Annotated in this window: 21 protein-coding genes and 2 tRNA genes; 18 read left to right on the top strand and 5 right to left on the bottom strand. The window is 59.3% G+C overall.

The window, feature by feature from the left end:
- Positions 1 to 3 precede the first annotated feature (3 nt).
- On the bottom strand, positions 4 to 2070 hold the full coding sequence (gene glyS, locus ACYQ3M_RS06455) for a glycine--tRNA ligase subunit beta (RefSeq protein WP_460035244.1): 2067 nt from the start codon (positions 2068 to 2070) through the stop codon (positions 4 to 6).
- Positions 2071 to 2075: 5 nt separating this feature from the next.
- Positions 2076 to 2966 carry a glycine--tRNA ligase subunit alpha gene (gene glyQ, locus ACYQ3M_RS06450; protein WP_460035243.1) on the bottom strand — a complete coding sequence of 297 codons (891 nt, stop codon included), beginning with the start codon at positions 2964 to 2966 and terminating at the stop codon, positions 2076 to 2078.
- A 77-nt stretch (positions 2967 to 3043) separates the two neighbouring features.
- Here glyQ and ACYQ3M_RS06445 point away from each other — a divergent pair, with 77 nt between their 5' ends.
- From ACYQ3M_RS06445 to rsfS, 5 genes are read left to right on the top strand one after another with little or no spacing between them, the layout of a single operon-like run.
- Entirely contained in the window at positions 3044 to 3529 is a 486-nt protein-coding gene (locus ACYQ3M_RS06445) for an LPS-assembly lipoprotein LptE (protein ID WP_460035242.1), read from the top strand.
- 3 nt (positions 3530 to 3532) lie between these two features.
- Positions 3533 to 4561 (top strand): DNA polymerase III subunit delta, encoded by a 1029-nt coding sequence (gene holA / locus ACYQ3M_RS06440; RefSeq protein WP_460035241.1) that lies wholly within the window; start codon positions 3533 to 3535, stop codon positions 4559 to 4561.
- A 7-nt stretch (positions 4562 to 4568) separates the two neighbouring features.
- Entirely contained in the window at positions 4569 to 5828 is a 1260-nt protein-coding gene (locus ACYQ3M_RS06435) for a glutamate-5-semialdehyde dehydrogenase (protein ID WP_460035240.1), read from the top strand.
- Positions 5825 to 6466: a nicotinate-nucleotide adenylyltransferase gene (nadD, locus tag ACYQ3M_RS06430; RefSeq protein ID WP_460035239.1), complete on the top strand. Its 642-nt coding sequence runs from the start codon at positions 5825 to 5827 to the stop codon at positions 6464 to 6466. The genes ACYQ3M_RS06435 and nadD overlap by 4 nt, the downstream gene beginning before the upstream one ends.
- Before the next feature lie 5 nt (positions 6467 to 6471).
- Positions 6472 to 6822, top strand: a complete 351-nt coding sequence (gene rsfS, locus ACYQ3M_RS06425) for a ribosome silencing factor (RefSeq protein ID WP_460035238.1) — start codon at positions 6472 to 6474, stop codon at positions 6820 to 6822.
- Here rsfS and thiE read toward each other — a convergent pair.
- Together thiE and thiD are read right to left on the bottom strand one after the other, a co-directional pair.
- Positions 6819 to 7436 carry a thiamine phosphate synthase gene (gene thiE / locus ACYQ3M_RS06420; protein WP_460035237.1) on the bottom strand — a complete coding sequence of 206 codons (618 nt, stop codon included), beginning with the start codon at positions 7434 to 7436 and terminating at the stop codon, positions 6819 to 6821. The two genes, rsfS and thiE, sit on opposite strands and share 4 nt — an antisense overlap.
- A 1-nt stretch (position 7437) precedes the next feature.
- Positions 7438 to 8211, bottom strand: coding sequence for a bifunctional hydroxymethylpyrimidine kinase/phosphomethylpyrimidine kinase (gene thiD / locus ACYQ3M_RS06415; RefSeq protein ID WP_460035236.1), 774 nt, complete (start codon positions 8209 to 8211; stop codon positions 7438 to 7440).
- Between the two features lie 86 nt (positions 8212 to 8297).
- Here thiD and ACYQ3M_RS06410 point away from each other — a divergent pair, with 86 nt between their 5' ends.
- The 13 genes from ACYQ3M_RS06410 to ACYQ3M_RS06350 all read left to right on the top strand — a co-directional run bounded on the left by ACYQ3M_RS06410 (position 8298) and on the right by ACYQ3M_RS06350 (position 18378).
- Positions 8298 to 8771 (top strand): DUF5063 domain-containing protein, encoded by a 474-nt coding sequence (locus ACYQ3M_RS06410; RefSeq protein ID WP_460035235.1) that lies wholly within the window; start codon positions 8298 to 8300, stop codon positions 8769 to 8771.
- A gap of 160 nt (positions 8772 to 8931) precedes the next feature.
- Positions 8932 to 10263, top strand: a complete 1332-nt coding sequence (locus ACYQ3M_RS06405; RefSeq protein WP_460035234.1) for a hypothetical protein — start codon at positions 8932 to 8934, stop codon at positions 10261 to 10263.
- 9 nt (positions 10264 to 10272) lie between these two features.
- Entirely contained in the window at positions 10273 to 10806 is a 534-nt protein-coding gene (locus ACYQ3M_RS06400) for an FMN-binding protein (protein WP_460035233.1), read from the top strand.
- Complete coding sequence (locus ACYQ3M_RS06395; RefSeq protein WP_460035232.1) at positions 10806 to 11318, top strand: hypothetical protein; 513 nt, start codon at positions 10806 to 10808, stop codon at positions 11316 to 11318. Before ACYQ3M_RS06400 ends, ACYQ3M_RS06395 begins: the two co-directional genes overlap by 1 nt.
- A gap of 44 nt (positions 11319 to 11362) precedes the next feature.
- A tRNA-Val gene (locus ACYQ3M_RS06390) sits at positions 11363 to 11439 on the top strand.
- 49 nt (positions 11440 to 11488) lie between these two features.
- Positions 11489 to 13405 carry a threonine--tRNA ligase gene (thrS, locus tag ACYQ3M_RS06385; protein WP_460035231.1) on the top strand — a complete coding sequence of 639 codons (1917 nt, stop codon included), beginning with the start codon at positions 11489 to 11491 and terminating at the stop codon, positions 13403 to 13405.
- A gap of 34 nt (positions 13406 to 13439) precedes the next feature.
- On the top strand, positions 13440 to 13958 hold the full coding sequence (gene infC, locus ACYQ3M_RS06380; protein ID WP_460035261.1) for a translation initiation factor IF-3: 519 nt from the start codon (positions 13440 to 13442) through the stop codon (positions 13956 to 13958).
- 23 nt (positions 13959 to 13981) lie between these two features.
- Positions 13982 to 14179: a 50S ribosomal protein L35 gene (rpmI, locus tag ACYQ3M_RS06375; protein ID WP_460035230.1), complete on the top strand. Its 198-nt coding sequence runs from the start codon at positions 13982 to 13984 to the stop codon at positions 14177 to 14179.
- An 18-nt stretch (positions 14180 to 14197) separates the two neighbouring features.
- Positions 14198 to 14545: a 50S ribosomal protein L20 gene (rplT, locus tag ACYQ3M_RS06370; protein ID WP_460035229.1), complete on the top strand. Its 348-nt coding sequence runs from the start codon at positions 14198 to 14200 to the stop codon at positions 14543 to 14545.
- Between the two features lie 5 nt (positions 14546 to 14550).
- Positions 14551 to 15570 carry a phenylalanine--tRNA ligase subunit alpha gene (gene pheS / locus ACYQ3M_RS06365; RefSeq protein WP_460035228.1) on the top strand — a complete coding sequence of 340 codons (1020 nt, stop codon included), beginning with the start codon at positions 14551 to 14553 and terminating at the stop codon, positions 15568 to 15570.
- A complete protein-coding gene (gene pheT, locus ACYQ3M_RS06360; protein WP_460035227.1) occupies positions 15570 to 17963 on the top strand; it encodes a phenylalanine--tRNA ligase subunit beta in 2394 nt (797 codons plus the stop codon). Before pheS ends, pheT begins: the two co-directional genes overlap by 1 nt.
- Positions 17960 to 18277: an integration host factor subunit alpha gene (locus ACYQ3M_RS06355; protein WP_460035226.1), complete on the top strand. Its 318-nt coding sequence runs from the start codon at positions 17960 to 17962 to the stop codon at positions 18275 to 18277. The genes pheT and ACYQ3M_RS06355 overlap by 4 nt, the downstream gene beginning before the upstream one ends.
- A gap of 24 nt (positions 18278 to 18301) precedes the next feature.
- Positions 18302 to 18378, top strand: a tRNA-Pro gene (locus ACYQ3M_RS06350).
- A gap of 1 nt (position 18379) precedes the next feature.
- On the opposite strand, the gene ACYQ3M_RS06345 is transcribed toward ACYQ3M_RS06350, so the two are convergent.
- Positions 18380 to 19396, bottom strand: coding sequence for a Gfo/Idh/MocA family protein (locus ACYQ3M_RS06345; protein ID WP_460035225.1), 1017 nt, complete (start codon positions 19394 to 19396; stop codon positions 18380 to 18382).
- Positions 19397 to 19417: the final 21 nt, after the last annotated feature.

Genomic DNA, 19417 nt, shown 5'->3' with positions numbered 1-19417 from the left:
GCTTTACCTCTGCAGGCAGGAAATGTCAGCGATCTTGAGGAACAAGCCTAAAGTTTTGGCCAGAAGGTTCAGCCGGTTTTGGCGCAGCTCGGCGTCTTCCGCCATCACCAGCACGCGATCGAAGAAGTCATCAATGGTTTGCTTGAGCTTAGCCAGCCGCGTCAGCGCGGCGACGTAGTCGCGCGTGGCTAGCAGGCTGTTAAGCTCCTTTTCGGCCTCGGCGACGGCTTGATACAAAGCCTGTTCTTCAGGCGCCTCCAGCAGGTCTTGGCGGACTGGGCCAAACTCCTGGGCCTTGCTTTGCCGCAGAATATTGCGGATGCGCTTGTTGGCTGCGGTCAAGCTTTCGGCTTGGGGAAGGCGGCGAAAAGCGTGGACCGCCTCGATCCGGGAGCAGAAGTCGAGCAGATTGGAAGGCGAGAGCGCGGCTACCGCTTCGAATTCATCGGGGGCGACGCCAAGCTCGAGCAAATAGCCTTTGAGCCGCTCGAGGATGAACCGGTAAACGGCCGATACCGTTTTTCCCCGATCGAATTCGTGTGGGTAAAGGTCTGCCGCTTGGAGAGCCAAAGCGTTAAGGTCCAAGTCCAGACGCTTTTCTAGGACGATGCGGAGGATTCCAAGCGCCGCCCGACGTAAGGCGTAAGGGTCCTTGGTCCCCGTTGGAATAAGGCCAAGGCTGAAGATTCCCACCAGCGTGTCGAGTTTATCCACCAAGGCGAGGATTTGACCGGTCACCGTCTCCGGCAGAGGGGCCGACGCCTTGCGGGGGCGATACTGTTCGTCTAGGGCTGCGGCCACTTCGGGGTCTTCTCCTTGGGCCAGGGCGTAGTGGTAACCCATGATGCCCTGGAGCTCCGGGAACTCCCCTACCATCGCGGTGGCTAGATCGGTCTTGGAAAGCCTGGCGGCGCGCTTGGCCTTGTTTACATCGGCTGCCAATTGTTCGGCTAACATCGCCGCCAGCTGCTCCAGCCGTTGGGTTTTATCCAGCAGCGTGCCGAGCTTTTGCTGAAAGATTTGGCCGGCCAGTTTGGCCAGGCGGTTTTCAAGAGGGATTTTGAGGTCCTGATGCCAAAAGAATTCCGCGTCGGCAAGGCGCGGACGGATGACCCGTTCGTTGCCGGCGCGGACGACTTCAGGCCGTTTGCTGTCCAGATTGGCGATGGCGATGAAACAGGGTTTGAGCTTGCCGTCCGCTCCCACTACCGGGAAGTAGCGCTGGTGGGATTGCATCACGGTGATTAGCACTTCCTTAGGTAAAGCCAGAAAGCGCGCATCAAAGGCCCCAAGCAGCCCTACCGGCCACTCCACCAAAGCGGTGACCTCGTCGAGCAAATCCTCCTCGAGGACGGCGCAGCCGCCGGCGGCTGCAGCCAGCTTCGAGACTTGTTGGTCGATGTGGCGGCGGCGCTCGTCGAAATCGGCGATCACGAAGCCTTTGCTGTGTAGGAGTTGCGCATAGTGGTCTGGGTTAGCAAGGACGAGCGGCTCGGGGCAGTGGAAACGATGGCCGAAGGTGCGGTTGGAGGTGGAAACGCCAAAGAACTTAGCGTTTATGACCTCGTTGCCGAACATCAGGACTGCCCAGTGAACCGGGCGCAGGAATTCGTCTTCGCCCTCGCCCCAGCGCATCCTTTTGGCCATAGGCAGGGCCGCAAGGGCTTGGCGCAGGAGTTCGGGGACGATTTCGGCTACCGCCGCGCCGGGTACGGTTTGCCGGCACAGCAGCCACTCGCCTTGCGCATTGCGCAGGATATCGAGCGCTTCCACCGCCACCCCGCAGCTTTGGGCGAACTTCAGCGCCGCCATCGTCGGCCGGCCTTGGGCGTCGAAGGCCGCCTTGAGCGCAGGGCCACGCCGTTCGACGACGCGGTCGGGTTGGCGCGCGGCCAAATCGTGGACGATCAGCGCCAGCCGGCGGGGCGTGGCGTAAGCCTGAATCGAAGCAAATTCGAGGCTGGCCTGGCGCAGGCGGGACTGGACTTCTTCCCGCAACGCATGCATCAGCGGGCGAAGCTGCGTGGGGGGGAGTTCCTCGGTGCCCAGTTCAAACAGTAAATCGCGCATCGCCATCAACTTTCCTTTTTGGCTAACAGCGGGAAGCCGAGCGCCTGACGGCGTTCGAAGTAACACTTGGCCACGCCTTTGGCCAGTTCGCGTACCCTTAAAATAGTGCGCTGGCGCTCGGTGACCGAGAAGGCGCCGCGGGCGTCCAATAAATTGAATGCGTGGGAGGCCTTGAGCACCTGGTCGTAAGCAGGCAAAGGGAGATTTAAGGCCAGAAGCTTTTGGCATTCGCGCGCATAGGCTTCAAAGCTTTGGCGCAGAAATTCGACGTCGGCGTGTTCAAAATTGTAGGCCGACATCTCCACTTCGTTCTGGTGGAACACGTCGCCATAGGTGACGATCTGGTCCCCATTTTGCGTCCAGACCAAGTCAAAGACGCTTTCCTTGTTCTGCAGGACCATGGCGATCCGTTCCAAACCGTAGGTGATTTCGCCGGAAACTGGCCGGCAATCGAGCCCGCCTACCTGCTGGAAATAAGTAAATTGAGTAATCTCCATCCCGTCTAGCCAGACTTCCCAGCCCAATCCCCAAGCCCCTAGGGTCGGGGACTCCCAGTTGTCTTCTACGAACCGCACGTCGTGCTCGAGTAAGTCCAGACCTAGAAAGCGCAAGGAGTCCAGGTAAAGATCCTGGATTTCCAGCGGCGAAGGTTTGAGCAACACCTGGAACTGGTAGTAATGCTGGAGACGGTTGGGGTTTTCCCCATAACGGCCGTCGGTAGGGCGGCGCGAGGGCTGAACGTAAGCGGTGCGCCAAGGTTCGGGGCCGATCGCGCGCAGGAAGGTGCCGGGATGGAAAGTGCCGGCCCCAACTTCCATGTCCATGGGTTGGAGCAAGGCGCAGCCTTGCCTCGCCCAATACGTTTGCAAGGCCAAGATCAACTCCTGAAAGCTCATAGCCACCACAGTGCGGGTCGATCGCAGTAAAAAGCGCTATTATACTTGCTTGGTCAAAGCGAGTGGGATGGGTGTCGATGCGCCTGGTCTTGATTTTGGTCTTGGGGTTGCTACAGGGGTGTGGATTTCACCTGCGCGGCGCGCTGGAGCTGCCGCCGGAGAAACAGGTGATCGCGCTGCTTGGGATACCTTTGAACCACCCGTTCGCCAGTGACCTTAGGGCGATTTTGGCTTTGTCCCAGGGCGAGCTGGTGAGCGACCCCAAACTTGCCGGCAGTGTTCTGATTGTGTCCGACCTTCAGGAGGACCGGCGCGTGCTGTCGTTGGATCAGAACGGCAAGGCGGTCGAGTTTGAGTTGGTCTTGAGGCTGCGCTTTGAAGCGCGCGCTCCCGACGGCAAGGTGCTGATTCCTAGAGAACCCATGGCCGTCCACCGGGTTTACTTAAATCCTCAGCTGGATGTGCTCGGCAAAGCGGTAGAGGAAGGGGTGATTTGGGAAGAAATGCGTCAGGAGGCGGCGCAAGCTTTGCTGCGGCGCCTGCGCCACGTGCTGGAGGGGTAGGGCATGAGGGTCGGCTTCGATCGCCTGGCCGGGCAGCTCGCCGACCTGGCTCCGGTGTATTTGCTTTATGGGGAGGAGCCACTCCAGTTGACCGAGGCGGCCGATCTTATTCGCCGTGTCTGCCGCGCGCATGGGTTTACCGAGCGTCGGATCTATACCGTGCTGCCGGGATTCGATTGGAGCCTGCTGGCCGCAGACATCGACGCCGTGGGGCTGTTTTCAGAGCGGCGCCTGCTCGAGGTGTGGGTGCCGGACGGCAAGGTCAGCCCCGAAGGGGCCAAGGTGCTCTTTCGTTATGCCGAGTCCCCGCCTGAGGCCACGGTGCTCTTGTTGCGGTTGGAGAATTTGCCGGCCGCGGTCCAAAAAGCTCCCTGGTTTGTTCGGTTGGAAGCGCTCGGAGTAGCGGTGCAAGTGCGTCCTTTGCGCGGGCAGGAGTTTTTAGACTTTTTAGCGGATCGGGCCCGATCCAAAGGGCTTGACCTGGAGCGCGAGGCGCTGCATTTTCTGGCTGCGCGTACCGAGGGCAATCTCCTCGCGGCGGCGCAGGAAATCGACAAACTCTACGTGCTTTATGGTCGAACGCGCATCGACGCCCAGAGGCTGTTTGAAGCGGTGGCCGACAGCGCTCGCTTTAACGTGTTCGATTTAACCGAGGCTTGGCTCATGGGCCAGGTGGAGCGCACCGATCGCATTCTGGCCGGGTTGCGCGCAGAAGGCGTGGCCCCGGCCGTGGTATTATGGGCTATTACCGGCGAGCTGCGGCGCTTGCTGCAATTGCTGGAAGAGCAGCGCCTAGGGATTCCAGTGGTAGAAAGCTTAAAGCGGCAGCGCCTCTGGGACCGGCGTAAAGTTGCGGTCGAGCACGCCTTAAGGCGGCTCAAACGCGCTGCCTTGCATGCGGCGATACGCGCTGCCGTTGAGATCGATGCGGTCATCAAGGGACAAGCCGTCGGCGACGCCTGGGGTTTGCTTAGAGATCTGTGTTTGGCTTTGGCAACGGCAGAATCGGTTTATTTGAACTTAAGTGAGTGATCCAACCATGCAAGATCTTCGTCGATATGTAGAGACTTTAGGCCATCAGGCCCGGCTCGCTGCGCGCGAAATGGGTCGGGCAACGACAGCTGCGAAGAATCGGGCGCTTATTGCGATAGCGGCGGCCATCGAGTCCGAACGCGAGCAGATCAAGCGCGAAAACGCCAAAGACTTGGCCTTGGGGCGTGAACAGGGTTTGAGCCCGGCTCTGTTGGATCGGCTGGAGTTGACCGATCCCAGAATCGACGCCATGGCCGAAGGCCTGCGGCAAATCGCCGCTTTGCCCGATCCGGTCGGACAGGTGAGCGATTTAAACTACCGGCCTTCCGGGATTCAAGTCGGCAGAATGCGGGTTCCTCTAGGCGTGATCGGCATCATCTATGAATCGCGCCCCAACGTGACCGTGGATGCCGCCGGACTGTGCTTGAAGGCCGGCAACGCCTGCATCTTGCGCGGTGGCTCCGAGGCGCTTTGTTCCAATCAGGCATTGGCCGCGTGCATCCGCCAGGGCTTGGCGCAGGCGGGGTTGCCCGAGACCGCGGTGCAGGTAGTCGCAACCGCCGATCGCGCGGCGGTTGCCGAGCTTATTAAGCTGGATCGTTACCTAGACGTGATCATCCCGCGCGGGGGAAAAGGGTTGATCGAGCGGATCGTGGCCGAATCTAAAATCCCGGTGATCAAACACTTAGACGGCAATTGCCACGTTTACATCGATGACCGCGCCGATTTAACTAAGGCCATCGCAATCGCGTTCAACGCCAAAGCGCAGCGCTTTGGGGTCTGCAACGCGATGGAGACGCTGTTGGTGGCCGAGGGTATCGCAGCGCAGGTGCTGCCGCCTTTGGCGGCAAAATACCGCGAGGCGGGGGTGGAACTGCGCGGCTGCGCTAAGACTCGAGCGATCCTTCCCGATTGTTTGGAAGCCACCGAAGCCGACTGGTATACCGAGTACCTGGCGCCGATCTTGGCCATCCGCGTGGTTTCGGGATTGGACGAAGCGATCGAACACATCCAGCGCTACGGTTCTGGGCATACCGACGCGATCGTCACCGAGGATTTTACCCGCGCTCGTCGTTTCCTGCGCGAAGTGGACTCTAGTTCGGTCATGGTCAACGCTTCCACCCGCTTTGCCGATGGTTTTGAATACGGTCTTGGGGCGGAGATCGGGATCTCGACCGACAAGCTGCACGCCCGCGGCCCGGTCGGGCTGGAAGGGTTGACCACGCAGAAGTTTATCGTCCTAGGAGACGGGCACGTCCGCACGTGATCGGCATCTTAGGCGGCACCTTCGACCCGATCCACTACGGTCACCTGCGCACCGCGCTCGAAGTTAAGGAAGCTTTGGGGTTGGAGGCGGTGCGTTTTATTCCCGCCCGGCAGCCGCCTCACCGCGCTCCGCCTTTGGCTTCGCCCGAGGCGAGGCGGCGCATGCTCGAGGCAGCGCTGGCGGACGCCCCGCCGGAGTTCGTGCTCGATACGCGGGAGCTTAAGCGCCCGGGTCCCTCATACATGGTGGATACTTTAAAGTCGCTGCGCCAAGAGCTTGGCCAAATACCATTGTGCCTGATACTCGGAATGGACGCTTTTTTAGGCTTAACTACGTGGCATCGGTGGCAGCAAATCTTTGAGTTAGCGCACGTGATCGTGATGACGCGCCCGGGTTACGCGCTGCGTTGGCCTGCGGAATGGATGCAGGGTCGCCAGGTGAGGGAAAAGCAAGTGTTGCGCTGCCAGCCGGCGGGAAACCTCTATTTTCAGCCGGTGATTCAGCTCGAGATCTCTTCGAGTTTCATCCGCCGCTGTCTGGCCATCGGGCGCGACCCTAAGTATCTGTTGCCAGAGAGCGTGTTGGCTTTGATCCGCCAAGAAGGCTATTATCAGTTGCCCCAATCCGTCGAAAAATAGGTGCTATGGTCGAAACACAGCAGTTGCTGCAGTGGGTATTGGATGCTTTGGAGGATCTCAAAGCGAAGGAAGTGAGCGTGCTCGATGTGCGGGGCAAGACCTCGATCACCGATTACATGGTGGTTGCCTCCGGAACTTCCGAACGCCACGTCCGGGCGCTGGCCGACAAAGTCGTGGAGAAGTTGGCCGAACATAAGTTCAAACCGCTGGGGGTGGAAGGGGAACACTCCCGGGATTGGGTGCTGGTAGATGCAGGCGACGTCATCGTTCACGTGATGTTGCCTGAAACTAGAAGCTTCTACCAACTGGAAAAGCTCTGGCAGGTAGACATAGCCCAAGAACAGGCTCCGGCTTAAAACAAGTCAGCGTAGCGGCGAGCAGCTTGCTCAGGGTCCGGGTGGCCAAAGACCCCGGAGATGGCGGCGAGTAAGTCCGCACCTGCAGCCAGCAAGCAAGCGCCGTTTTCCGGGGTAATACCGCCGATGGCAACGATAGGGCAGGCGAGAACTTTCTTAGCGGCTGAGAGCAGCTCAATGGGCGCAGGCGAGGCGTTCGGTTTAGTCGCCGACGGGAAAAACGCGCCAAACGCCACGTACGTGGCGCCAGCTTGTGCGGCACAGACCGCTCGGCTTAAGTCCGCGTAACAGGAGACCCCGACGATGGCATCGGGACCGAGCCGATTGCGCGCTTGGCAGGCGTCTGTATCCTCGCGCCCAAGGTGCACGCCGTCGGCGCCGATGCGCTCGGCCAAAGCAAGATCGTCGTTGACGATGAGCGGGACTTGGTAAGCGTGGCAGAGTTTTACAAGCTGCGCGGCCTGAGTCTGGTTCAGGCGGCGCTGTTTGTCGCGCAGCTGAACGGCTTTGGCGCCGCCTGTCAGGACGGCCTCGACCTGGGTCAAAAGCCTTGCAAAATCCTCGCAATCTGGGGTGATCGCGTAGAGACCACGGCGCGGGAAAGGGTGAACCATGTCAACTCCAGAACCAACGTCTGGGAAGCGATTGCCCGTGTCCGAGTTTGAATCCGTGCTTGATCGCGTTCCAGGTGTATTGCTGCGCCTTGCGCGCGGCTTCCTCTAGCGGCAGACCTCGGGCGAGCAAAGCGGTCAGGGCGGAAGCTAAAGTGCACCCCGAACCGTGCGCGCCGTGGGGGAGCCTTTCCCAAGTGAAGGTCTTGCGCCCGCCGTTGTGATACAACGTATTGTAAATCAACGGCGTAGGTTCATCGCCGCCGGTGATCAAAACCGCTTTGCATCCGCTCTGAAGCAGCGCTTCGGCGCAGGCGTCGGTTTGCGTTTGGCCGGTCAAACGCTGGGCTTCCAAGCGGTTGGGCGTCAAGACCGTAGTGAGGGGCAAGAGTTCCTCGCGTAGAGCTTGGATCAGCAGGTCGTCGGCCAAAGGTTTGCCTCCCCCAGCGCTCAGTACCGGATCGAGCACCACGATTTCCGGTCGGTATCGGCGCAGCGCCGAGGCCACTGTTTGGACGATCTCCACCGTACCCAAAAGCCCAAGCTTGACCGCGCGTACGGGAATGTCGTCGAGCAGCACCTGAAGTTGCTCGGCCAAGGCGTTTGCCGCTTGGGGAAAAATTTCTTTGACATCGCGCGTGTCCTGCGCGGTTAGGCAGCTGATCAGGCTCAGCGGATGGCCGCCGTGGCTCAAGATGGCCTCGATATCGGCTTGAATCCCTGCGCCTCCGGTAGGATCGTGGCCCGAGATCGTCAATACGGGGATAGGAAAAGGCATGGTCTAGGGCAGGACTTAAAAGCAGAAGCCGCTTGAATGGTCTAAACTTCCACGTAAGTCGAATAAAAAGGGATGGCCGCCAAAGCGTGAAGAAGGATTATACCAGACTGATTGCGGCGATTCGGGCCTTTTGTCTGATGATCGACTACTTGGAAAGCTATCGACCAGAGGCGTGGCTAAAGGAAATGAATCATTTGCTGCCGCAGATCGAGGCGGGCATGCAGTGGCTAGATCTGGACATAGCGCCTGGTTTTTTTGCATTGCCCGATTTGGAATGGCGCTTTGCCATGTTTTGCCGGCTTAAGGCATTTTTGGGGAAATGGGACGAGTATCCCTTGCCTGGGGATCGGCGCGATGATCCGAGCGATTTTACCGGCAGTTTGGCGGACGATTTTACCGATCTGTATTTTGAGCTCAGGCGCGGTTTGAATCTTTACGATGCGGAAGGCGACCTTGCTTCTGCTTTGGTGCTTTGGCGTACAGGCTACGTGTTGCATTGGAGAGAGCATCTTTACGATGCTTGCCGGCGGCTTGAGTGGCTATGCGGAGGGAGAATATAGAATCCAATTTTATTGAAAACAATTATTATTTATCTTAAAATCATCCCTTGTATTTCTAAACTTGTAAGGGAGGATTTTGATGCAACCGATATTTCGATTGAAACCCCTCTTGGCCGCGATGGCTTTGGTAGTTCCAGCGTCCTCCAAGGCAGCCGACAAGATGCCGAGCACAGAGGAACTCTGGCGGATCGTCCAGCAGCAGCAAAGGGAAATTCGGGAGCTCAAGGCCAAGCTCGAAGCCAAGGAGCGCCAGGAAGAAACCCGGGTGCAGACCACTGAGGCAAAGCCCGCCGAGGAAGCGGGCGAGGTGCAGGAGCTCAAACGCCAGACTTCCATCCTCGCTAAGGAGCTGGAAAAGATGCGGACGCTGCTGGTGATTCCCGAAGAGCCCAAATACAAGAGCATGTACGGCTTAGGGCCGGCAGCCTCCAAGGTGTATCAAGTCGGTCGCGGGTTGTCGATCGGCGGCTACGGCAACGCGCTCTATACGGTCTTGACCGACGATCAAAACGGAGGGCGGGATCAGGCCGATTTGGAACGCGTGGTGTTGTATACAGGTTACAAGTTCAGCGATCGGATTCTGTTTAACAGCGAGATCGAGTTCGAGCACGCCACCACCGGCGAGGGTTCGGAAGAAAAAGGCGAAGTCTCGGTCGAATTCGCCGCGCTGGACTTTTTCATCGATCCCAAGGTCAACGTCCGGGCTGGGCTGGTGCTGATGCCGGTGGGATTTATCAACCTTATCCACGAACCGCCGTTCTTCTTCGGCAACCGGCGGCCGGAAGTGGAAAGGCGCATCATCCCAACCACCTGGCGTGAGGTCGGGGTGGGACTGTTCGGCGAACTGCTGCCTGGGCTGACGTATACCACCTATGCGGTCAATGGGCTGAACGCTCTGGGGTTTGAGGATACCGGCATCCGCGAGGGCCGCCAGGCGGGAAGCAAGGCCAAGGCGGAGAATCTCGCCTGGGTGGGGCGGCTGGATTACGCAGTTCCCCAGCTTCCCGGGCTCACCGTCGGAGCCTCGGCCTATCTGGGCGACTCCGGCCAGGGCGAGATCCAAGGCGCTGAGGTTTTTACCCAACTGTACGAGGGACACCTGCAATGGCACTACCGCGGCCTTGAATTCCGAGCCCTTGGGGCCTGGAGCCACATCGGCGACGCCGGCAAAGTCAGCCGTGCAGCGGGGGAAGCCGTCGGCCGGGAGCAGTTCGGCTGGTACACCGAGCTTGGCTATAATATCCTGCCTTGGTTTTGGCCAGACTCGACCCAGTATTTGGCCCCGTTCTTCCGCTACGAGCGTTGGGACACACAGGCCGAGGTGGCCAGCGGCTTCAAGAAAAACGGCAAGCTTGACCGCTCCTTGTGGCAGTTTGGGGTGAACTACAAGCCGATTCCCAACGTGGTGATCAAGGCGGACTACCGCAACATCGACGCCGATCGGGGGGATCTGGCCGACGAGTTCAACTTAGGCCTTGGGTTCATTTTCTAAGGGGAAAGATTGGCTAAAAAGCTTTGGCTTTGGTTGCTCCCGGTTTGGTTTTCGGCCGGGAGCCTAGCTGCGGTTTATTACAGCAAGCAGGAGGCGATGGAACTGGCTTTCGGCAAGGGGGCGGTCGTGGAGATGCAGCCTTTGTTTCTGAGCGCGGCGCAGAAGGCGGCGATCGAACAGTTGGCCCACGTCAGCTTGGATTCCAGCCTATATACGTTTTACGTTGGCAAACGCAAAGGTCAGATCTTGGGCTACGCCGCCATAGAAACCCACACCGTGCGCACCAAACCTGAGACCTTGCTGATCGTCTTGGACGCTACAGGCAGGTTGCGCCACATAGAGGTGCTCGCCTTTCACGAACCGCCCGAATACCAGCCGCCACCTAAGTGGTTTGCGCGCTTGCTGGAAGTGCCGCTTGAAGAGATGCGTTTGGGCGGCGGCGTGGACGGGGTGAGCGGGGCGACTTTGAGCGCCCAGGCTGCCACCGACAGCGTGCGCAAGGTTTTGGCGATCTACCGGGTCGCCATTGCGGGAGGGAAGTGATGCGCTTTTTCGTCAGCGGCGAGCATTACCGCAAGGCGCTCTTGAACGCGTGCATCCTGCTGTTTTTGGGTTACTTAGGTTTATTCGCCGTCAGTTCGGCGCTGATGTATTTCCATCATATGGATTTGACTCCGGCTTCGGTGGTTTCCTATTACCTGGGGTCAGAACAAGAATTTAGACCGCCGCGCTCCTACGAGAGCTTGCTCGAGGTCAGCCATTTTCACCTGTTCGCCCAAGGGATGTTGGTTTTGACTTTGGTGCATCTTTTGCTCATGACCGAGCTTCCGGTCTGGCTCAAGGTGAGTTTGGGGGGATTGAGTTTTTTAAGCGCGGTGGCCAACGAGGCGGCCGGCTGGCTCGTGCGTTTCGTGCACCCCGTTTTTGCGTGGATGAAGGTTGGAACGTTTCTGCTGCTGGAGTTTTCCCTGATTTCTTTGATTTTCTGCGTGGGGGCTTCGCTCGTACGCAAGCGGCCCAGGCCCCGGCCTTGGCACAGGCAACTTGGAACCTGAAGGCTTTACAGCGGGCTTTTTTGCTTTATAATTAAAAACCTTTAAGGCGCGTAGCTCAGTTGGTCAGAGCACCACCTTGACATGGTGGGGGTCGTTGGTTCGAGTCCAATCGCGCCTACCAAAGTTAGCTTAAAAGCATCGCCTGAAAGCGGTGCTTTTTGTTTTGATTTATGCCCAAGATCACGCTGCCAGACGGCAAACAGCTCTGTTTTGATCGCCCGGTGACGGCCAAAGAGGTCGCCGAAGCGGTGGGCCCTAAGCTCGCCAAAGCGGCGCTGGCCGCCAAGGTGGATGGAAAGCTCGTGGATCTGAGCTTCCTCATCGAAAAAGACGCTCAAGTCCAGGTCATCACGCCTCAGGATCCGGAAGGTCTGGAAGTGATCCGCCATTCCAGCGCGCATCTTCTGGCGCAGGCGGTCAAGGCGCTCTATCCCAAAGCTCAAGTGACCATCGGCCCAGTGATCGAGGACGGCTTCTATTACGATTTTGCCTTCGAGCGGCCTTTCACCACCGAAGACCTCGAAAAAATCGAGCAGAAGATGCAGGAATTGGCCAAGGCGGCTTTGCCGATCGAGCGCAGGGTCGTTTCCAGGCAGGAGGCGATCGAATTCTTTCGACAGCAAGGGGAAGAATACAAGGCCAAGATCATCGAGGAGATTCCGGAAGGCGAGGAAATCTCCCTTTATACCCAGGGCGATTTCACTGACCTGTGCCGCGGTCCGCACGTGCCCGACACCGGCAGGCTCAAGGCGTTCAAGCTTACCAAAGTGGCCGGCGCGTATTGGAAAGGCGATGCGCGCAACGAGATGCTGCAGCGTATCTACGGCACTGCCTGGGCCGATCAGGACCAGCTTAAAGCTTACCTGCACCGCTTAGAGGAAGCCGAAAAGCGCGATCACCGCCGTCTGGGCAAGCAGCTGGATTTGTTTCACCTGCAGGAAGAAGCCCCAGGGATGGTCTTCTGGCACCCCAAAGGTTGGCGCATTTATCAGACCATCGAGCAGTATATCCGGCAAAAGCTTTGCGAGCACGGCTATCAGGAGGTCAGGACGCCGATCGTAGTGGACCGCAGTCTGTGGGAAAAATCTGGCCATTGGGACAAGTTCGGCAATTTGATTTTTACCACCCAGGCGGAAAACCGCGAATACGCGATCAAGCCGATGAATTGTCCCTGCCACGTCCAAATCTACAATCAAGGCCTAAAGAGCTACCGCGATCTGCCGCTGCGCCTGGCGGAATTCGGTTCGTGCCATCGCAACGAGCCTTCGGGAACCTTACACGGGCTACTTAGAGTGCGCGGCTTCGTCCAGGACGACGCCCACATCTTCTGCACCGAGGACCAAGTCCAGGACGAAGTGGCTGCCTTCATCGATCTTTTGTTCGAGGTCTACCGCGACTTCGGTTTCGACGAAGTCCAGATCAAGCTCTCCACCCGCCCAGAGAACCGGGTGGGCAGCGACGAGATCTGGGACAAGGCCGAAAAGGCGCTGGAGGAAGCGCTCGTGCGCAAAGGGTTGGCCTTTGAGCTGCAACCGGGAGAAGGGGCTTTTTATGGACCCAAGATCGAGTTCGCCTTAAAGGACTGCCTAGGGCGGGTCTGGCAGCTTGGCACCATCCAGGTCGATTTCTCGATGCCCGAGCGCTTGGAGGCGACTTATGTGGCCGAGGACGGTTCGCGCAAAACTCCGGTTATGCTGCACCGCGCGATCTTGGGGTCGCTGGAGCGCTTCATCGGGATTTTGCTCGAACACTACGCAGGTCGGCTGCCTTTGTGGCTGGCGCCGGTCCAAGCGGTGGTGCTCAACATCACCGATCCTCAGCGCGATTACGCCGAGGAAGTGCAGCGCACTCTGACCGCGCGCGGCTTTCGGGTGGAGGCGGACTTGAGAAACGCCAAGATCGGCTATAAAATCCGCGAGCATTCCATGCAGCGCGTGCCTTATCTTTTAATCGTCGGAGATAAGGAAATGGCCGCGCGCCAGGTGACGGTGCGAACCCAACAGGGCGAAAACTTGGGTTCGATGGCTCTGGACGATTTGCCGGCTTGGTTTGAGGAGCAGGTAGCCGCCAGGCGCGCTGCGGTTTAGTTCGATGTTCGATAGTCTTTGAGGAGATCCCAATATCGCTGCGAAAACTGAAGTTAGGCGCAATGAGGAAATCAAAGCGCCAAGGGTGCGGCTGATCGGCGCGAACGGCGAGCAGATCGGCATAGTATCGCTGGCCGAAGCCTTGCAGATCGCCGAACAAGCCGGTCTTGACCTGGTGGAGATCGCCCCCCAGGCGGAACCGCCGGTGTGCCGAGTGATGGATTACGGCAAGTTCCGCTTCGAGCAGAGTAAAAAGCTGCAAGCGGCCAAGAAAAAGCAAAAACAAATCCAGGTCAAAGAAATTAAGCTGCGTCCGGGCACCGGGGAGAGCGACTATCAGATCAAGCTGAAAAGTCTTATCCGCTTTCTCGAAGACGGCGACAAAGCCAAAGTGACAGTGCGTTTTCGAGGCCGGGAGGTAGCTCACGCAGAGTTGGGAATGGAACTGCTCGAGCGCATTGAAAAAGACTTGAGCGAGCATGCAGTGGTCGAGCAGCATCCCAAGATGGAGGGAAGGCAGCTCGTGATGGTGCTGGCCCCAAAGAAAAAATAAGTTTGAATTTAAAGGAGCGTGCGATGCCAAAGCTGAAAACCAACCGGGGGGCGGCCAAGCGGTTCGCCAAAACCGCCTCGGGGCGGTTTAAACACCGTTCCGCTTACCGCAACCACATCTTGACCAAGAAGTCCACTAAACGGAAGCGCCACCTGCGCCATACCGCTTACTTAAGCCCGTCCGATGTGCCGGCGGCCCGGCGGCTTTTGCCTTATGCTTAACTGGGAAAAGAGGAACCTATGCCGAGAGTCAAACGCGGAGTTGTAGCGCGCCGTCGCCATAAAAAAATCCTGAAAGCCGCTAAGGGGTACTACGGCGCACGCAGCCGGGTATTCCGAGTCGCCAAGCAGGCGGTCATCAAAGCGGGTCAGTACGCGTATCGCGACCGCAAGCAGCGCAAGCGCGAGTTTCGCGCTCTCTGGATCGCGCGAATCAATGCGGCGGCGCGCGAGCATGGCCTGTCTTACAGCCGTTTGATCGGTGGTCTTAAGCGCGCGGCTATCGCCATCGACCGCAAGGTGCTGGCTGATCTGGCGGTGCGCGACAAAGAAGCTTTTGCGCAGCTTGCGCGCCTTGCCCAAGGTTAAGTTAGGTGTCCGAGCCGGTTGCGGATTGGTTGAAGCAAGCCGAGCGCGAATTAGCCGAAGCCCGGAGCTTGTCTGCGCTGGATCAGATCCGAGTGCGCTATCTGGGCAAGAAGGGATTGTTTACCCAACGCCTAAGCGAGCTCGGACGGCTGCCGCCGGAAGAGCGCAAAGCGGCGGGTAAAGTCCTCAACGAAGCGCGCCAAATATTCCAACGTCTGTTAGAGGCCCGCCGCGGCGCGCTGGCGCGGGCTGAACTGGAAGCGCGCTTGCAGGCCGAGGCGCTGGATGTGACCTTGCCGGGGCGAGGTCAAGGGGTGGGTGGCTTGCATCCCGTCACGTTGACCTTGCGCCGGATCGAGCAGCTTTTTGCAAGCTGCGGCTTTCAGGTCGCTCAAGGCCCGGAGATCGAGGACGATTACCACAATTTTGCGGCCCTCAATATCCCTGCCCAGCATCCGGCGCGGGCGATGCACGATACCTTTTACATTGACCAAGAAACTCTGCTGCGCACCCATACCTCGCCGGTGCAGATCCGGGTGATGGAGCAAGGCCGGCCGCCTTTTAAGGTCATCGCTCCCGGGCGGGTATACCGCTGCGACTCGGATCTTACGCACACGCCGATGTTCCATCAGGTGGAAGGCTTCCTGGTCGATCGGGGGATCCGCTTTGCCGATCTGCGCGGGGTATTGGATCAGTTTCTGCGCGCCTTTTTCGAGCAGGACGTGAGGGTGCGCTTTAGGCCCTCGTACTTTCCGTTCACCGAACCTTCCGCGGAGGTAGACATCAGTTGCGTCCTCTGCTCCGGGGCGGGCTGTCGGGTCTGCGGCCAAAGCGGCTGGCTGGAAGTGATGGGCTGCGGGATGATCCATCCCAAGGTGTTTCAGGCCGTTGGCATCGATCCGGAGCGCTTTACCGGCTTTGCCTTTGGGCTTGGGGTCGAACGGCTGGCCATGTTGAGGTACGGCATCGACGACCTGCGCCTGTTCTTCGAGAACGATCTGCGCTTTTTGGCGCAATTTCACTGATGCGCTTTAGCGAAGCTTGGCTTAGAGAACACGTCAATCCCCCTGTAACCACAGAGCGGCTGGTCGAGCAGCTGACCATGGCGGGGTTAGAGGTGGACAGCGTAAGCCCGGCGGCCCCGCCGTTTTCCGGGGTGGTCGTCGCCGAGGTGGTGGAGGTCTTGCCGCATCCCAACGCTGACAAACTCAAGGTGTGTCGGGTCCGCGTGGGCGCCGAGGAGGTGCAAGTCGTCTGCGGCGCGGCCAACGTGCGCGCCGGCCTCAAGGCCCCCCTGGCGCGGATCGGCGCCGAGCTTCCCAATGGCCTCAAAATCCAGCGCTCCAAGCTGCGAGGGGTGGAGTCCTTGGGGATGTTGTGCTCGGCTAAAGAGCTTGGAATTTCTGAGGCCGCCGAGGGTTTGTGGGAGTTGCCGCAGGAGGCGCCGGTCGGGGAAGACCTGCGCGCTTGGCTTAAGTTGGACGATGCGGTGATCGAAGTGGATCTTACCCCGAACCGCGCCGATTGCCTGAGCGTGGAGGGGATCGCCCGGGAAGTGGCGCTGCTCAACCGGATCGCTTGGCAGAAAGTGGCGGTTGAGCCGGTGGCGCCAGCGTGCGATGCAAGCCTGCCTATCTGCGTGGCCAAAGACGCCTACACAGCTTGTCCGCGCTATCTTGGCCGGCGGATTGTGGGGATAAACGCCAACGCGCCCACCCCGTTGTGGATGCAGGAACGCCTGCGCCGCAGCGGGATTCGCAGCCTCGGGGCGGTGGTGGATGTCACCAATTACGTGCTTTTGGAGTTGGGCCAGCCGCTTCATGCCTTCGACGCTGAGCGCATTCGTGGAGAAATCCGGGTGCGGTTTGCCCGCCCCGGCGAATCGCTTCGTCTCCTCAACGGGCAGGAGATCGAACTCGCCGCAGACTGCCTGGTGATCGCCGACGCCGAACGCCCGCTGGCTTTGGCAGGAATCATGGGAGGGCAAGACTCGGCGGTCGGCGGCACCACTACGGATGTGTTCCTCGAGTGCGCTTTTTTTGCTCCAGAGGCGATCGCCGGACGCGCGCGCCGCTACGGTCTCAGCACCGACGCTGCTTATCGTTTTGAGCGCGGGGTGGATCCGGCTCTGCCGTCTAGAGCGTTGGAACGCGCGACCCAGTTGTTGGTCGCGATCGCGGGCGGCGAGCCGGGGCCGATCGTGGAAGTCTCCTCTCAGGATGACCTTCCTAAGCGTTTGCCGATCCGCTTGCGCCAAGAGCGGGTGGCGTCCCTTCTCGGAGCCAATCTGGAAGCGGCGGAAATCGAAGATATTTTAAGTCGCTTGGGGATGCAGCTTGAATCGGTGGCCGTTGGGGAATGGCAGGTGGTGCCGCCCAGCTTTCGTTTCGATATCGCCATCGAGGCGGATCTGATCGAGGAGCTGGCGCGGGTATACGGTTATGATCGCTTGCCTAGCCACACCCCTGCTTTGCCGGACCGAATGCTGCCCTCTCCCGAGGGGCGCTTGGCCCTGACTCGCGTTCAGGACGCTCTGGTGGACCGGGGCTATTACGAGGCGATCACCTACAGCTTCGTAGATCCTGCCCTGCAAGCCAAATTGACCCCGCATCTTGAGCCGGTGGCGTTGCTCAACCCCCTCTCGCAGGAAATGGGGGTGATGCGCACTACCTTGTGGACTGGGCTGCTGCAGGCGGCCCGTTACAACCTCAATCGGCAGCAGACTAGGGTGCGCTTGTTCGAGGTCGGTCTGAGCTTTTGGCGAGAAGGCGGTCAAATCCGGCAGGAGCCTAGGCTGGCTGGGTTGGCCACCGGCTTGGCCTTTCCCGAACAGTGGGCGGAGCGGCGCAAGATGGACTTCTACGACCTCAAAGCCGACGTGGAAGCCTTGTTGCGCTTGACCGGCAGGGAGCAAGACTTTCGCTTTGCCGCCGCTGAACATCCGGCCCTGCATCCGGGGCAGACGGCGGCGCTCATCGAGCGGCACAGCTTAACTTGCCAAGGCTGGTTGGGAATGCTCCATCCGGCCTTGGCCCAGGAGCTTGGGCTAGAGCAGGACGTGTTCCTCTTCGAATTGTCGCAAGCGGTCGTAGAGGAAAAAAGGATCCCGGCGTTTAGGCCTTTGTCCAAATACCCTGCCGTTCGCCGCGATCTGGCGGTGATCGTGCGCGAAGAGATCAAAGCGCAGGAGGTTTTGGATGCGGTCGCAAACGCGCTTCCGGGGCTTTGGACGGAGGTGGGGTTGTTCGACGTTTGGCAGGGCCAGGGGCTGGCTGAAGGAGAAAAAAGCCTCGGGCTGAGGATCGTCTTCCAGCGTCCTGATCGAACCTTGACCGACGCAGAGGTCGATGAAATGGTAGCGCGGATTTTAGATCGTTTGGCAGACCGGTTTCAGGCTAGACTCCGGGGCGAATCATGACGCTGACCAAGGCCGACCTCGTCGAAAAGCTGTTTGTGGACATCGGCTTAAACCGCAAAGACGGCAAAGCCTTGGTCGATCTGTTTTTCGAAGAGATCAAACACGCTTTAGAGCAAGGCAAAACGGTCAAACTGTCGGGATTTGGGAGCTTTGATCTACGCGAAAAACGCGAGCGCCCTGGCCGCAATCCCAAGACCGGGGAGGAAGTTCCAGTGACTGCGCGGCGCGTCGTAACGTTCCGCGCGGGGCAAAAGCTCAAAAACCGAATCGAGGAAACGAACGCCAAAAAGCCTAAGCCGTTGGCAGCGGATTGATTTATAGTATAATTTTACCGTCGTCGGGGCGTAGCGCAGCCTGGTAGCGCACCACCTTGGGGTGGTGGGGGTCGTGGGTTCAAATCCCGCCGTCCCGACCAATCAAGTTTCTAAGCTGATCGAGCGCTTTTCCCGGATCGCCTGGAGCGTCCTCTCGAGCACGCGGCAATTGATTTGAGCGTCTTCCAAGCTTAACGCCGGTTCTAGGTCGTTGAGCACGCAGTGCGAGAAGTGTTCGATTTCCAGGCGAAAGTGGTCCGCGGGCGGTAGTTGTTCTTCACGGCGTTCGCCTTTCTCAGTCCACCACGAAATTATCGGAACCTCGCCCGGTTTGGCCCAGACGTTGTGGCATTTGACCCCCCCCAAGGTGCCGATAAGCTCGTATTCAGCGCGGCGGGCGCGCTCATAGCTAAAGTCAAACAGGGCATAGCGCCCATCGCCAAAATCCAAGGCGCCACAGGCGCTTACGTCAGCGCCGTGCGCGTTGAACTTGGCTAGAGCGAGCACGGCTTTCGGGGGATGGGGGAAAAACATGCGCGCGGTGTGGACGGCGTAACAGCCGATGTCCCACAGCGCCCCACCGCCCTGTTCGATGGGGCGCGAGATGCGGTACAAGCGCTGGGGGGTCATGAGAAAAGAAAAGCAGGTGCGCACTGTGCGCAGTTCACCGATTGTCCCGGAGCGGAGGATCTCTTGCACCCGTTCGTGCTGGGGGTGAAAGCGGTACATGAAGCCTTCCATGACTTTGACGCGCTTAGCTTGAGCGGCTTGCCGGATCGCTTGGACGTCGGTCTCGCTTAAGGCCAGCGGTTTTTCCACCAGGACGTGTTTTTGGTGTTTCACACCGGCGAGCGCCCAGGCAGCGTGCTCCTCGTTGGCCATGGGCAGATAGATCGCTTCCACCTCCGGGTCCTGGAGAAGTTGCTCGGGATGATCGAAGGTTTTGACGCCGCTCAGGTGGGGAGCCGATTGGGCCACAAGCTCTGCCGCCGCCCCTGGCCGGCGGCTGGCGACGGCGACCAATTTGGCGTTTTTTGCCTGGAGCAGCGAAGGCAGCATGGTGGCCGCCATCCGCGCCGCGCCCAAAATTCCCCAGCCGAGTTTACGCGGTTCTGCCATACAAACCTCCTAAAATTAAAA

The sequence above is a fragment of the Methylothermus subterraneus genome (assembly GCF_054656915.1).
This window is presented reverse-complemented; position numbering and strand designations above follow the sequence as displayed.